The sequence below is a fragment of the Amycolatopsis pithecellobii genome (genome assembly GCF_009707865.1).
GTDB classification, from domain to species: domain Bacteria; phylum Actinomycetota; class Actinomycetes; order Mycobacteriales; family Pseudonocardiaceae; genus Amycolatopsis_E; species Amycolatopsis_E pithecellobii.
Genome location: NZ_WMBA01000011.1, coordinates 90,031 through 102,451 on the forward strand (window position 1 = coordinate 90,031; position 12,421 = coordinate 102,451).

16 protein-coding genes and 2 pseudogenes are annotated in these 12,421 nt (G+C 65.8%); 5 read left to right on the top strand and 13 right to left on the bottom strand.

The features are described from left to right. Nucleotides 1–272: 272 nt before the first annotated feature. Nucleotides 273–521, top strand: coding sequence for a hypothetical protein (locus GKO32_RS38890; protein WP_246243415.1), 249 nt, complete (start codon nucleotides 273–275; stop codon nucleotides 519–521). Nucleotides 522–549: 28 nt separating this feature from the next. Here the strand turns inward: GKO32_RS38890 and GKO32_RS40470 are convergent. The 9 genes and pseudogenes from GKO32_RS40470 to GKO32_RS40120 all read right to left on the bottom strand — a co-directional run. After that, nucleotides 550–699: pseudogene (locus GKO32_RS40470) on the bottom strand (hypothetical protein); the annotation flags it as partial. A gap of 1 nt (nucleotide 700) precedes the next feature. After that, nucleotides 701–883: an ABC transporter substrate-binding protein gene (locus GKO32_RS40475; protein ID WP_166459476.1), complete on the bottom strand. Its 183-nt coding sequence runs from the start codon at nucleotides 881–883 to the stop codon at nucleotides 701–703. 20 nt (nucleotides 884–903) lie between these two features. Continuing rightward, nucleotides 904–1,233, bottom strand: a complete 330-nt coding sequence (locus tag GKO32_RS40480) for an ABC transporter substrate-binding protein (RefSeq protein WP_154756582.1) — start codon at nucleotides 1,231–1,233, stop codon at nucleotides 904–906. Nucleotides 1,234–1,740: 507 nt separating this feature from the next. Then, nucleotides 1,741–2,244 (bottom strand): serine hydrolase, encoded by a 504-nt coding sequence (locus GKO32_RS40485; protein WP_154756583.1) that lies wholly within the window; start codon nucleotides 2,242–2,244, stop codon nucleotides 1,741–1,743. Beyond that, entirely contained in the window at nucleotides 2,159–2,569 is a 411-nt protein-coding gene (locus GKO32_RS39710; RefSeq protein ID WP_154756626.1) for a serine hydrolase domain-containing protein, read from the bottom strand. The genes GKO32_RS40485 and GKO32_RS39710 overlap by 86 nt, the downstream gene beginning before the upstream one ends. Before the next feature lie 322 nt (nucleotides 2,570–2,891). Then, nucleotides 2,892–3,845, bottom strand: a complete 954-nt coding sequence (locus tag GKO32_RS10325) for an HpcH/HpaI aldolase/citrate lyase family protein (RefSeq protein ID WP_154756584.1) — start codon at nucleotides 3,843–3,845, stop codon at nucleotides 2,892–2,894. 350 nt (nucleotides 3,846–4,195) lie between these two features. Next, on the bottom strand, nucleotides 4,196–4,384 hold the full coding sequence (locus tag GKO32_RS38900; protein ID WP_312867773.1) for a hypothetical protein: 189 nt from the start codon (nucleotides 4,382–4,384) through the stop codon (nucleotides 4,196–4,198). 130 nt (nucleotides 4,385–4,514) lie between these two features. Then, the gene (locus GKO32_RS38905) at nucleotides 4,515–4,883 is read right to left on the bottom strand and encodes a CoA transferase (RefSeq protein WP_312867766.1); all 369 of its coding nucleotides are present in this window, start codon (nucleotides 4,881–4,883) and stop codon (nucleotides 4,515–4,517) included. A 4-nt stretch (nucleotides 4,884–4,887) separates the two neighbouring features. After that, a pseudogene (locus GKO32_RS40120) lies at nucleotides 4,888–5,324 on the bottom strand (CoA transferase). A 130-nt stretch (nucleotides 5,325–5,454) separates the two neighbouring features. Between GKO32_RS40120 and GKO32_RS10335 the strand changes: the two are divergent. From GKO32_RS10335 to GKO32_RS10345, 3 genes are read left to right on the top strand one after another with little or no spacing between them, the layout of a single operon-like run. Beyond that, complete coding sequence (locus GKO32_RS10335) at nucleotides 5,455–5,931, top strand: thiamine pyrophosphate-dependent enzyme (RefSeq protein ID WP_246243439.1); 477 nt, start codon at nucleotides 5,455–5,457, stop codon at nucleotides 5,929–5,931. Continuing rightward, nucleotides 5,928–6,929 (top strand): carbohydrate kinase family protein, encoded by a 1,002-nt coding sequence (locus GKO32_RS10340; protein ID WP_154756586.1) that lies wholly within the window; start codon nucleotides 5,928–5,930, stop codon nucleotides 6,927–6,929. Before GKO32_RS10335 ends, GKO32_RS10340 begins: the two co-directional genes overlap by 4 nt. Next, complete coding sequence (locus GKO32_RS10345; protein ID WP_166459480.1) at nucleotides 6,926–7,729, top strand: 5-deoxy-glucuronate isomerase; 804 nt, start codon at nucleotides 6,926–6,928, stop codon at nucleotides 7,727–7,729. The genes GKO32_RS10340 and GKO32_RS10345 overlap by 4 nt, the downstream gene beginning before the upstream one ends. 5 nt (nucleotides 7,730–7,734) lie before the next feature. Here the strand turns inward: GKO32_RS10345 and GKO32_RS10350 are convergent, their stop codons facing one another. The 3 genes from GKO32_RS10350 to pdhA are packed head-to-tail and all read right to left on the bottom strand — an operon-like array spanning nucleotide 7,735 to nucleotide 11,030. Beyond that, complete coding sequence (locus tag GKO32_RS10350) at nucleotides 7,735–8,958, bottom strand: dihydrolipoamide acetyltransferase family protein (protein WP_154756588.1); 1,224 nt, start codon at nucleotides 8,956–8,958, stop codon at nucleotides 7,735–7,737. Beyond that, nucleotides 8,951–9,946, bottom strand: a complete 996-nt coding sequence (locus tag GKO32_RS10355) for an alpha-ketoacid dehydrogenase subunit beta (protein WP_154756627.1) — start codon at nucleotides 9,944–9,946, stop codon at nucleotides 8,951–8,953. Before GKO32_RS10355 ends, GKO32_RS10350 begins: the two co-directional genes overlap by 8 nt. A 16-nt stretch (nucleotides 9,947–9,962) precedes the next feature. Further along, nucleotides 9,963–11,030 (bottom strand): pyruvate dehydrogenase (acetyl-transferring) E1 component subunit alpha, encoded by a 1,068-nt coding sequence (gene pdhA / locus GKO32_RS10360; protein ID WP_312867767.1) that lies wholly within the window; start codon nucleotides 11,028–11,030, stop codon nucleotides 9,963–9,965. Nucleotides 11,031–11,132: 102 nt separating this feature from the next. On the opposite strand from pdhA, the gene GKO32_RS10365 reads away from it, so the two are divergent. Further along, complete coding sequence (locus GKO32_RS10365) at nucleotides 11,133–11,642, top strand: Lrp/AsnC family transcriptional regulator (RefSeq protein WP_154756590.1); 510 nt, start codon at nucleotides 11,133–11,135, stop codon at nucleotides 11,640–11,642. A 22-nt stretch (nucleotides 11,643–11,664) separates the two neighbouring features. Here GKO32_RS10365 and GKO32_RS10370 read toward each other — a convergent pair whose 3' ends face one another. Continuing rightward, nucleotides 11,665–12,420, bottom strand: a complete 756-nt coding sequence (locus GKO32_RS10370) for an alpha/beta hydrolase (protein ID WP_154756591.1) — start codon at nucleotides 12,418–12,420, stop codon at nucleotides 11,665–11,667. Nucleotide 12,421: the final 1 nt, after the last annotated feature.

The following is a 12,421-nucleotide window of genomic DNA, read 5'->3' on the forward strand; positions in this document are numbered from 1 at the left end:
TCACGCTCGCGCGCGGTCGAGATGTGAGAAGTCGGCTCGCGCCGACAGCTCGGTGAACCGGTATCCGAGCCGAATGTCGGCGATCTCAGCGAATCGGTCGAGTTCGGGGGTGGATCGTCGGCGAATACCCGTCGCACCTCACATTTTCCGGACTTGATCGGTCACGCGCGAGGGTGCGAGACAACCGAGGACAACGACGTCCATGCCGACTTCGAGAATGGTGGCGTCGGCAACACAGGTAGCTCCGATTCCTCGGAGGTGCGAACAAGTCCGTGGACGTAGTCATCAAGTTCGGCTGCGGGGTCGAGGAGCTGACTTACCTCACCTTGGAACAGAACCTGTCGGCGCCGCAGAACGAGAACGTCGTCGGCGAGAACCCTCGCGACCGCCAGGTCATGGGTGACGAGGATACCGGCGAAATGGTGCTTCTTCTGCAGTGTCATCAACAGATTGAGAACCTGCCCTTGGACGGACCCAACTGTCACCAACCGCTCCCCCGACTCCGCCCAGCACTGCCTTGACGAGCGCTTGACGATCGATCGCATGGGTGAGTGCCTGCCTCACCTTGGGGTTGTCCAACGGCGCGGTCTGGGTGGCAAGCGACAGCCGGCCCACGGCCCACGAGCTGTTCTGAACAACCTCGATGTCCGTGTTGCGCCGCAGCGATGCGGCGTTCTGCGGGGCCAGACGTAAGACCACGTCAAATGCTGCCTGACCGCAGTGCGGCTACCCGGGCATCGGCGTCAATGATGATAGGAAATTCCAGCCGCTGCAAGTACGGACCTGTCCCACGATAGCCAGGGTTGGCCTCCAGAATGACGTTTCGCGCGGTCGTGTAGCTGACGAACTTGAAGGGAACGGTTCCAGTCGGTGTCTTCGCCACCGCAGCGGCCCCAGCGCGAATCAGCTTCGGGGAAATGACGCGCAGAACCGACAGGTTGCAGCGAGATCAGAGAATGGCGCCGGCAGCACGACCCGCACTGCGTGTGGATCAGAGTCGTCGTAGACAGCTTTCGAAGGCAGGAAATCTCCGAACGCGCCGGCGCTGTTCTTCGCATACTCGAACGAGGCTCTCGCCGCCGATGCCGTAAAGGGTTCACCGTCATGGAAGACGACACCGTCGGGGAGATGGAAAACCCACTCGCGAGCATCCGGGGAAGATTCGAAACTCGTTGCGAGAACTCCCTCGAGGTCACTGCTGTCGTCCTTGTACCGCACCAGGCTTTCGTCCACATTGTGTGCGGTGTCCCCCTGTCAGCGATGCTGGCGCCAATTGCCGGGTCGAAGCTGATCGGTTCGCCGTTATTTGCCACCCGCAGTACGCCCGTAGGTGTTGGCGACGGTGTTCCCACAGCACCCGGCTCCGTATTGCCGTTCTGGCATGCGGTAATGGCTGGAACGCCCAGTGCGAGACCAGCGCCGGTAATGCGCTGAGCCGCAGAAAGTCTCGGCGGTTGCGGCGTGCGGCTAATTCCAGTCGTAGTGGGGCATGCCCGGGAGATGGTGCTTGCATGACGACTCCTCTGTCGTTCATTACACATGCAGTAATCGGTGTCGGAAATGATTACGACGGTCTTCGTGGGCCACCCGCATGCTTGGCCGAGACGGCGTCAATGGGGTTCATGAATGAAGCCGTCGGTATACCCGGCGACCGTCTCGCGGTCTCAACCTCGGCGAGCCTCGCGAACAGACAATCGCCACAAACACCCATGATGAAGCACGGAAAACCGCCAGAGGATCCTACATCGGAAAACCAGTCATTCCTGCCAATTCCCCAAATACAGTTACTCCCAGGCTTGCTTGACCAAATTGAAGCTCGAGAGGCCGAATCTCTTGCAAGCACGCATAGAATGCGTCCACGAGGCGCCCTCCCACAGCCGATTTCCACGAATGCCGACTCCGCACGAAACATGCACCGACCCCGCTCGCCGGGTCGGCGAGGGCAACCTGGCCCCCACCACCGTTGAAACCAAAAGCCTCATCGTGCGGCCCCCAACTGTCCAGCGCGTCCGCATGTACCGGTTCACGCAGTTGGAACCCCTGGCCCCAGCGCTTCTCGATACCATCCGCGGCGTCGGTCGCTCGACCATGCTCAGCCGCGAACAACCGGATCGTCCGCTGATTAAGCAGGCGTGCAATCCCGTCGTGCGCGTCATCGTCAAGCGTCCCGTACAGATTGGCGACAGCGCGCGGCCCCCGTCGCGTTGAAGGACGGAAACTCCATGGCGACATATTTCGGACCATTCAACGTCACGTCGTAGTAGCTCATGAAACCGTATCCGTCGACCGCGAAAGACAAGCGCCTGAAGTACGGGGTCCGGTCGTACTTCGCCTCCTTCATCGGTTGATAAGGCAATATCGGCCCCACTCGAGCCTGCTGTCGCGCCGGTGTACCGAGGTCGATATCCAACTTCTGAGGTTTCGCGATACGCTCACGAAAAATGGCGCCCGCCGAGGTCCCGGCAGCGCGGCGGACAATTTCTCCGACCAGCCATCCATAGGTAAGGCCATGGTAACCGTGGGTGGTGCCGGGCGGCCATTCGGGTGACGCCGACGCCAGGCGACGCAGGACCTCGGACGTTTACTCAAATCCTTGCCCATTCGTGCCGAAAACCTCTTCGTATCCCGGAACAGTCGGTAGTCCGACCGAATTCGACAAGACGTGCGCGACCACGGACTTGTGCCAGCCTCGCCTGCCCACAGATCGACGACGGGCCGGCCTCGGACGGCGGCCGCGAAGGCCGCGCCTCCTTCACCGATATCACCGAGCTGCCCGGTGAACCCTTCGCGTACCGGCTCGAATCCATCGGCTACTTCGCCGCAAACCTGAGTATCGTTATGTGTCATAAGCCAACGTCTCTGTTCGCCACCTTCGGTATCACGTTCGGCACCTAGACCGCACCATTGTCGAGTGCCGCCGTCCGCCAGGATTCGTATCGACTTATCCGTTCTCTGGCCAAGCGGTAGATCGGGTAGTCAACAAAACGGCCGTCAACGCGAATTGATGCGACGCCATCCTTTTCGGCCGTCTCGAAGGCCTCGACGATCCGGCGGTTCAGTGCCTCCTCATCTTCGTCGAGACTCGCATAGGACCGCAGGATCGTGTCCAGCTGTTTGGGGTGCAGTGCGACGCGGCCCTGAAATCCCAATTGGCGCGACCGCGCACTGTCCGCTTCGAGTCCCTGATCGTCGTCGAGACTGAACCACGCGCCATCGATGGGCGCTGGGAACCCGGCAGCTCTCGTGGCGATGACGATCCGCGACCTGGCGTAGAGGATCTCGGTCGCGTCGACCGTGAGATCGACTCCCAGTGCTGTGGAGAAGTCGCCGGAGCCGAACACCGCGGTGAAAGTGCGGTCCGGGGCTTTCGCCAGCAGCTCCTCGCACCGGGCGACTCCAATAGGCGTCTCGATCGAGACCAGCAGCCGGATTGCACCAACCGTCAACCCGGCAGCGCGTTCGGCAGCCGCGATGACAGCGTCAGCGTGCCGCAGAGTCTGCACGGTCTCGACCTTGGGGAGGACGATGACATCGAGCCCAGACAGGACAACGGCCGAGACGTCGCCCTCGAACCAATCGCTTTCCACGGGGTTTACCCGCGCCGCGGCAACCGACTCCCGGCCGTATGCCGAAATGGCCGCGGACGCGCGGTCACGAGCGACCAGTTTCTGCCCGACGGCCACGGCGTCCTCGAGGTCGACGACAGTCATGTCGGATCCGTACGACCACACTTTGGCGAGTTTATGTTCGTCGCTTCCCGGAACGAACATCAGCGCACGTATGGCATGGGCGTCCCAATGAGTCATCCGGAAATCTCCTCGTCGTTCCACACGGTTTGGGTCCATAAGGAATTCCTGAGTTCATTTTTCACAGAAAAGTCAAGAAATCACGAAGCACAGACAAGCGGAGCGCCGGCATCACCACAGTCAAAACGTCACCCTTGCGAAGGCCTGCTTTTTGCAGCACAACAGCCGGTTGAGCCGCCGAGCAGGGTATCGATACCGACCAGTATGCGAATCCGTATGTGACGCCACGCACGGGAACAAAGGTAGTCGTGCGACGACGCGCGGGTCCCAGTCGGCGAGCGGCACTGTCCGGTTATCGGGAGACGGAAACGTCTCCAGCAAGCTGAGGTTTCACGGCGACTCTATTGTCACCCATCGACAACCGTCAATGGAACGTAGCTTCTTCGGTATCAGATGATCTGACTGTCACGTAGCTGTGCGAGTTGTTCAACCGTCGTCCCGAGCGTCTTGGCATAGATCTCCTCGTTGTCCTCCCCGAGGTCGCGTCCTGTGAACCGTACCTGACCAGGGTTTTGTTTGAGGCGCGCGATCAGGTTCTGCATGAGTAGCGGTCCCAGCCGTGGACGGGGAGCTTTCACGATCGCTTCCCGGGCGATGAACTGTGGATCTTGGACAAGCTCATCGACCGTGTACAATGGGCGCGATCACTGCTCCCGCCTCTTCGAAAGCCACGATCGCTTCGTCAGCAGTACGTACACCGATCCAGTCCTAAGCGGCGTCCATCTCGGGGGCGTGCTCGACGCGACCGCTGTTGTCCCGAAACCACGGCTGCTGGACCAGATCGTCCCTGCCGATCAGACGCATGACCCGTTCTGCGATCGACTGAGCGCTGGCAGACAGGCCCAGCCAAGAGCCATCTTTGGCCTGATAGGCGTTCCGTGGGGCAACAAACGGCGCCGCATTACCCGAGCGGCCCTGGACGATGCCCAACTGATCATAAACCAGGGTCTGGGGACCGAGAATCCAGAACAACGTCTCGTAGATCGACAGATCGATCACTTGACCACGGCCCGACTCACTCGTGTCCCGCCACCAGAGCGCCAGCGTGGTCGCGAAGGCACCGACAAGCGCAGCCACCCTGTCACCGGGGGCGAAGGGGGCAGCACCGGCGGCTTGTCCGGCCACCCATTGATGGCCGCGAAACCGGACATCGATTCGGCCAGCGTTCCGAACCCGGGACGCTGGGCATAGGCCCGTCCTGCCCAAACGCGGTGGTACGTACGATTACCAGCCGACTGTTGATCGTATGCAACTCGTCAGGCCCCAGCCCCCATCGCTCCAAGGTCCCGGGACGGAAGTTCTCGATCAGAACGTCAGCATTCCCCACCAGCTCGCGGAGAATTTCCTGCCCTTCGGGTTTCGACAGGTCAAGCGCCACACATTCTTGTTCCGTGCGGCCAAGGCGCACCAAAGCGGCACCCCGTCCTTGCTCCACCCCAAGCTGCGCAGTGAGTCATCTCGAGTGCGCTCGACTTTGAGAACATCGGCACCGTAGTCAGCAAGAAGTGAAGCCACCACCGGCCCGGCGAACAGAGCTCCACGTTTCAATATACTATATTTTCTCTTAGGTATGTGTCAGCGGTATAGCGGTCCTTGCGGGATGTTCAGCGGAAGCCCGGCAAAGGCAGTCGCTACGCGCCCCGTCGTGATGAATTCCGAACTCGCCACAGCTGTTCGGGAACGTATCAAGATCACCCTGGTGCTCATCGACAACCACGGCTATTCCAGTGTCGGCAACGTGTCCGAGCAGGTCGGCTGCGAAGGATTCGGCTGCCACTACCATTTCCGTGGCCCGGACGGGAAATATTCGGGCGACGTGCAGCACCACGACCTCGGCAAGATCTGCGAAGGTCTCGGCGCGCGCGTGCTCACCGTGTCCAGCCTCGATGAATTCGAGAAGGCGCTCATCGACGCGCGCGGGTCGGCGGAGACGACCGCCATCGTCGTGGAAACCGACTGGCACGAGCGTGTTCCCGGCTACTCCACCTGCTGGTGGGACATGGCCACCGCGGAGGTGTCCGAGATGCCCGCCGTGCGGGAAGCCCGCGAAGACTATGTCCGGAACAAGGTGCAACAGCGCTGGCTGAGCACCCTCGGCACCGACGAAGCCGCCGGAACGCGATGAGCCCCGGCAGTGGCGCGCCCCTGGATCGGGAGCCGCCCCGGCTGCTCACCGTCGGCCGGATGAATCTCGACCTCTATGCCAAGGAACTCGGCGTGAGAATGGCGGATGCGACGTCGTTCCGGGCGTCGATCGGCGGCAGCCCGACCAATATCGCCATCGTGGCGCAACGGCTGGGGTTGCCCTCGGCGGTGTTGTCCGCGGTCGGTGCGGACTTCACCGGCCAGTTGCTGCGCAACCAGCTGGCGGCGACCGGAGTTCGTACCGACTGGGTGTTCACCCGTGCCGGCGCCACGTCACTGGCGCTGCTGGCGACGGTGGCCGCGGACCAGGGCGAGCGGCAGTTCTACCGGCACGACCCTGCCGACTCGCATGTCGAGCCATCGGTCGTGCCGCAACTGCCCTGGGGTTCACTCGAGGCGATCGCCGTCTCCGCCGACGCGATCGCCCGCGGCGAAATGGCCGAGACCGTCCGGGCGGTCTGTGCGGAGGCGGACCGGCTCGCGATCGGAGTCTGGTGGGATCTCGATCTGCGACCGAGCACCTGGCCCGACCTGTCCGAGTACGCCAGGGCGAACCGGGCATTGGTCTACGGTGCGTCGGTGCTCATCGGGACCGAGGCCGAATTCGCCGCGCTTTTCGGTCTCGCTGCCGATGACATCACCGGGGTGGAAAAAACCCTTGGCACCGCGCCATTCCCGTTGGTCGTGCTCAAGCGGGGCGCGCAGGGCGCCTCCTTGCTGGTGGACGGCAAGGAGGAGATCTCGGTGCCCGCTCACGCCGTCAGTCCGGTCTGCACCGTCGGCGGCGGCGACGCGACCGCGGGCTCGCTGATCGCCGCCCGGCTCGCGGGTTTCGGCTGGGGGGACTCGCTACGGTTGGCCATGCGGGTGGCGGGTTGGACCGTCGAACAGCCCTTCTGCTCGACCGGATTCCCGGCGCTGAGCGATATCGGCATGTCCGCGCTCGACCCCGGTCAACTGGGCGAGGTGGTGTCGTGAGCACGAAGATCGTCCAGCTCACCACCAAGGACACGGGCTGGAAGTACCTTGGCGTCGAGGTTGTGTCCCTTGCGGCCGGTGACCGGCTCGACCTCGACAGCCCGACCCACGAGACGGCGGTCGTGCTCGTCGAGGGGGCTGTCGAGGTCCACGGCGCCGGGTTGGACGCCCGTATCCACCGCGGCAGCGTCTTCGCCGAAATGGCCGAGATCGCTTACGTCCCACCGAAACAGCGGGTGACCGTCGCCGCGGTGGCTGATTCCGAGATCGCCCTCGGGACCGCCCCGGCGGCCGGGCTTCACCCCGCCAGGCTCGTGCGCCGGCACGAAATGGCCAGTGTCGTACGTGGCGGCGGCCCCGCCGTCCGGCAGGTCACCTCGCCACTGGCCGACCCGATCCCGGCCGAGAGCCTGATCGTCTACGAAGCATGGGTCCCGCGCGGCGGGTACGCGGGCTGGCCGCCGCATCGGCACGACGGCGCCGACGGTTCGCCCTATCTCGAAGAGACCTACTATTTCCGGTTCGATCGCGACGTCGGTTTCGGGTGGCATCGCAACTTCGCCGCCGACCTGGACCTTGACGACTCCTTCTCCATCAGGAACCGCTCGCTGGTCGCGGTACCCGCCGGCTATCACCTGTGCACCGCGGGCCCGGCGGCGAACATGTGGATCCTGAACTTCCTCGCCGGCGCGCCCGAGGACCGGGCACAGCCGCCGTGCTTCGATCCCGCCGAAACCTGGATCAACGAAGACTGGACCAGAGGGCAACTCCCGATCCCGGCCGTCGATCCGCGCAAGTAGTTCACCTACAGCTCGCCGAGGGCGGAGAGTGGGGATTCGGTGCAGTCGGCGACGAAGCGGAGAAAGCCGCCGGCGGTGGCGCCGTCGCAGACTCGGTGGTCGAACGTCAGGGTTAGCTGGCAGATGGTGCGGGGCACCACCTCGCCGGCGACCACCCACGGGCGTTCGATGATCCGGCCGATGCCGAGGATCGCCGCCTCCGGGTGGTTGATGATCGCCGCCGAACCGTCCACGCCGAAGACCCCGTAGTTGTTCACCGTGAAGGTGCCGCCGGTCAGTTCGGCCGGCGGCAGGCTCCCGTCCCGCGCCGCGGCGGTGCGGGCGGCGATCCCTTCGGCGAGCGCCCGGGTGCTGAGCCGGCCGGCGTCCCGCACCACCGGCACCACGAGCCCACGATCGGTCTGCGCCGCGAACCCCAGATGCACCGCACCGAGCACCACGATCTCGTCGCCTTCGACCCGTGCGTTCAGCTCCGGATAACGACGCAGCCCGGCCACCGCGAACCGCGCGAACAGGGACAGCAGGCTCACCGGATGGTCCGGATCCCGCTCGTTGATCGCGGCCCGCGCCGCGAGCAGCCCGGTCGCGTCGGCATCCACCCACACCGTGGCCTCCGGGATCTCCCTGCGCGACGTGGTGAGCTTGTCGGCGATGGCCTTTCTCAAGCCCCGCAAGGGAATCCGCCGGTCCTGCGCGCCGTCGCGGGGAGCGGGAACGACCGCGGCCCGCTCGGTCATCGCCAGTTCGACGTCCGCTCGGCGGATGATCCCTTGTGGACCGGTCCCGGTGAGGTGCGTCAAGTCGATTCCGTTGTCCCGCGCGATCTTCCGCACCAGCGGTGAGATCACCACCGGGGCGGCGGGCGCGTCCACGACCGCCGTCGTGGCACCGGAACGCCGGCGCCGGCTGCTCCGGCGTTCCGGAGTGCCGTAACCGATCAAGACGTTGCCGCTGCCCTCGCCGGCGGTCACCACACCGGGTTCGGTGAAACCTCCGGCCGCCGCCACGGTGATCAACGGCGCGCCCACGGCCAGCGTCTGCCCTGGTTCGCCGTGCCGCGCGGTGATCACCCCGGCGAACGGCGACGGCACCTCGACCGACGCCTTCGCCGTCTCCACCTCCACGACCGGCTGGTCCACCACGATCTCGTCACCCACCTCGACCAGCCAGCGGACGACTTCCGCCTCCGTCAGCCCCTCACCGAGATCAGGCAGCAGAAATTCAGGCATCTCGCACACTCCCCGCGAGAACGACCTCGTCATCCCATTGGAGCCGGTCGATCGCGTCGAGGATGCGGTCGGCCGTCGGCAGGTGGTGTGCTTCGAGTTTCGGTGCGGGGTAAGGAACATCGAAACCGGTGACCCGCAGCACGGGCGCCTGCAGGTGATGGAAGCACTGCTCGCTGACGCGGGCGGCGATTTCCGCGCCGTACCCGCAGAATCCGGCGGCCTCGTGCACGACGACGGCACGTCCGGTCCGGCGCACCGACTCGGTGATCGTCTCGTCGTCGACCGGGGACAGTGTGCGCAGATCGACAACCTCGACGTCACGCCCCTCGGTCGCGGCGACGTCGGCGGCCTCCAGCGCGGTGGCGATCATCGGCCCGTAGGCGAGCAGCGTGACATCGTTGCCCTGCCGCCGGATCCGGGCCCGGTCGAACGGCGTCCCGGTGCGGGTGAACGACACGGGTTCCTTGGCCCAGTACCGGGCTTTCGGTTCCAGGAACACCACCGGGTCCGGCGATTCGACGGCGTCGCGCAGCAGATCGTAGGCGTCCTGCGCACTGCCCGGGGTGACCACCCGCAGCCCCGCGGTGTGCGTGTAGTACACCTCGCTGGAATCGCTGTGGTGTTCCACGCCGCCGATCCCGCCGGCGTACGGAATCCGGATCACCATCGGCAGCTCGATCCGCCCCTTGGTGCGGTTACGCAACTTCGCCACGTGCGAGGTGATCTGCTCGAACGCCGGGTAGGCGAACGCGTCGAACTGCATCTCCACCACCGGCCGGAACCCGCCCATGGCGAGCCCGATCGCATGCCCGATGATGCCGGCTTCCGCGAGTGGCGTGTCGAAACACCGGTCCTCACCGAAGTCGCGGCTCAGCCCGTCGGTCACCCGGAAAACCCCGCCGAGCGTCCCGACGTCTTCGCCGAACACCAGGACTCGCTCGTCCTCCTTGAGTGCGTCGCGCAGGGCGGCGTTGAGCGCCTGCGCCATCGTGATCGGCTCCACGTCACGCCTCCTGTGCGGCGAGTTCGGCTCGCAACGTCTCCCGCTGCGCGACGAGCTGGCGGGTCGGTTCGGCGTAGACGTGCGCGAACAGCTCCAGCGGGTCGACCTCGGGCTCGTCGTTCATGCCCGCGCGGAACCGCGCCGCGAACTCCTCCGCCGCTGCCTTGTCCGCTTCGATGTCCTGCCCGGTCAGGCCGAGATACTTTTCCAGGCGTGCCAAGGGATCCGCCGCGCGCCACCGCTCCACTTCGGCGGCGTCGCGGTACCGGGTCGCGTCGTCGGCGTTGGTGTGCGCGTCGATCCGGTAGGTGTGGGCCTCCACCAGGAACGGGCCGTGACCGCCGCGGGCATGCGCCACCGCGTGGTCGAGCACGGACAGCACCGCGACGAGATCGTTGCCGTCCGCCTGTTCCGACGGGATGCCGTAGCCGATTCCCTTGTACGCCAATGCTTCCGCCGCGGTCTGCTTCTCCAGCGGGACGGAGATGGCGAACCTGTTGTTCTGCACGAAGAACACCACCGGTGCGTGGAACACCGCGGCGAAGTTGAGTGCCTCGTGGAAATCGCCCTCACTGGTGCCGCCGTCGCCGATGAAGGCCATCACGACCCGGTCCTCGCCGCGGCGGCGGATCGCGTCGGCCAGCCCGACCGCGTGCAGGGTCTGCGTCGCCAGCGGCGTGCACTGCGGCGCGGTGTGCGTGCGGTGCGGGTCGTAGCCGGCATGCCAGGTGCCGCGCAGCAACGCCATCAGGTCCACCGGGTCCAGCCCGCGGGCCACCAGCGCCATCGAATCCCGGTAGGTCGGGAACAACCAGTCGTCGTCGCGCAGCGCGAGGACCGCGCCGATCTGGCAGGCCTCCTGCCCCGCCGCCGACGGGTAGACCGCCAGCCGCCCCTGCCGGGTCAGCGCGGTCGCCTGGGTGTCGAACCGGCGGCCGAGCACCATCCGCCGGTAGGCCTCACGCAACCGGTCCGCGGGCGGCTCCGCGTACCCTTCGGGCCGCGCAGCGGGCGAACCGTCCTCGTTCACGAACCGCACCGGTTCGGTCCCTGGCAGCAAATCGCGCACCTGACCTCCTTGCCGACTGTTGCGCAAATACTGCCCAGTGCGACAATAAGTGTTCAAGCAATCGCAGGAATCAGCGACAATCGGCCATAGAGAGGGGCTCGGATGGGCAATCTGACTACACCTAGCCTGGAACACGGCATCGCCGCTGGACAAACGGCCAGCCTGGACGACATCGACCAGGCGATGCTCACGGAGCTGTCCGCGGACGCGCGGATCTCGGTCCGCGCACTGGCCGACCGGCTGAACATCTCCCGCGCGAACGCCTACAACCGGCTGGAACGGCTCACCCGGGACCGCGTGATCACCGGGTTCAGCGCGGACATCGACCCGATGCGGGCCGGGCTGGGCACGAGCGCGTATGTGATGCTCACCGTCGAACAGACGTCGTGGCGCACCATCGAAGGCGGGCTGCGGAAGATCCCGTATGTCGAGCACATCGCGCTCGTCGGCGGCGACTTCGACGTGCTGGTGCTCGTCCGCACCCCGGACAACGCCGCCCTGCGCGAGATCGTGCTCGAACAGATCCAGGCGGTCGAAGGGATCCGGTCCACGCGCACGTGGCTGATCTTCGAGGAGGCCACGGGGCAGGGTGCCCCGTGGGCTCGTCATTGACGGCCCGGCAGCCGCAAGGTTTTTACCAGGTGCTGGATTCCACGGTGAGGACCGGGACGAGGTTGTTGCCCAGGGTTTCGAGGAACGTCACGATCTCCGCGGCCACCGAGCGGTGCTGGCGGTCGTTGAGTACGTCGTGATGGGCGCCGTGCACCACCGAGAACCGGGCCGTCGGCGCCGTTTTCACCGCTCGCGCCAGTGCGTCGCGGTCGGCGAGCGGGTCGGCGTCCCCGGCCAGGATCAGCTGCGGGACGTCCACGCCCCCGGCATACACGGTGTCCAGCAGCTCGTCCGGGACCGCCACCGCAAGGGAGCCCCGCTGGACGGACGGGTCGCCGCTGAGCACACCTCGGTGCACCACGCACGAGGTCCGGACCTCCAGCTCCTCCTCCCAGTTCTTGGTTTCCCCGCCGCCATATCCGGGCAGTCCGGCGAGCACCACGCCGTCGGGCCACCACGGCGCGCTCCTCTCGCGTCCGGCCAGAAGCGCCGCGATCGCGGCGGCGCCGGAGTCGGCACCGGCCAGCACGAGCGGGCGGGGCAGTTCCGCATCGGCGACCGCCGCGGCGAGTTTGCCCGCCAGCCGGGACAGCGAGCCGGCGATATCCGTCTCCTCGACGGCGGGCGGGTCGATGACCCGGACCTGGTAGGCGTCGGCCGCCAGGCGCCTGCCGAGCCGGCTGTAGGTGCCGTGGGTCTCGCCGCGGCCGGGCACCACGACCACGGTGCCACGGGTGTGAAGTCCTTGCGGTGCCTCGAATTCGGTGTAGTCGCTCATG

Coding starts and splice junctions, on each gene's coding strand:
- GKO32_RS10370 (WP_154756591.1), bottom strand. CDS start 12,420: ATGAGCGACTACACCGAATTCGAGGCACCGCAAGGACTTCACACCCGT.
- GKO32_RS10325 (WP_154756584.1), bottom strand. CDS start 3,845: ATGGACCCAAACCGTGTGGAACGACGAGGAGATTTCCGGATGACTCAT.
- GKO32_RS10335 (WP_246243439.1), top strand. CDS start 5,455: ATGAATTCCGAACTCGCCACAGCTGTTCGGGAACGTATCAAGATCACC.
- GKO32_RS10355 (WP_154756627.1), bottom strand. CDS start 9,946: ATGGCGCAGGCGCTCAACGCCGCCCTGCGCGACGCACTCAAGGAGGAC.
- GKO32_RS40485 (WP_154756583.1), bottom strand. CDS start 2,244: ATGGTCCGAAATATGTCGCCATGGAGTTTCCGTCCTTCAACGCGACGG.
- GKO32_RS10350 (WP_154756588.1), bottom strand. CDS start 8,958: ATGCCTGAATTTCTGCTGCCTGATCTCGGTGAGGGGCTGACGGAGGCG.
- GKO32_RS10340 (WP_154756586.1), top strand. CDS start 5,928: ATGAGCCCCGGCAGTGGCGCGCCCCTGGATCGGGAGCCGCCCCGGCTG.
- GKO32_RS10365 (WP_154756590.1), top strand. CDS start 11,133: ATGGGCAATCTGACTACACCTAGCCTGGAACACGGCATCGCCGCTGGA.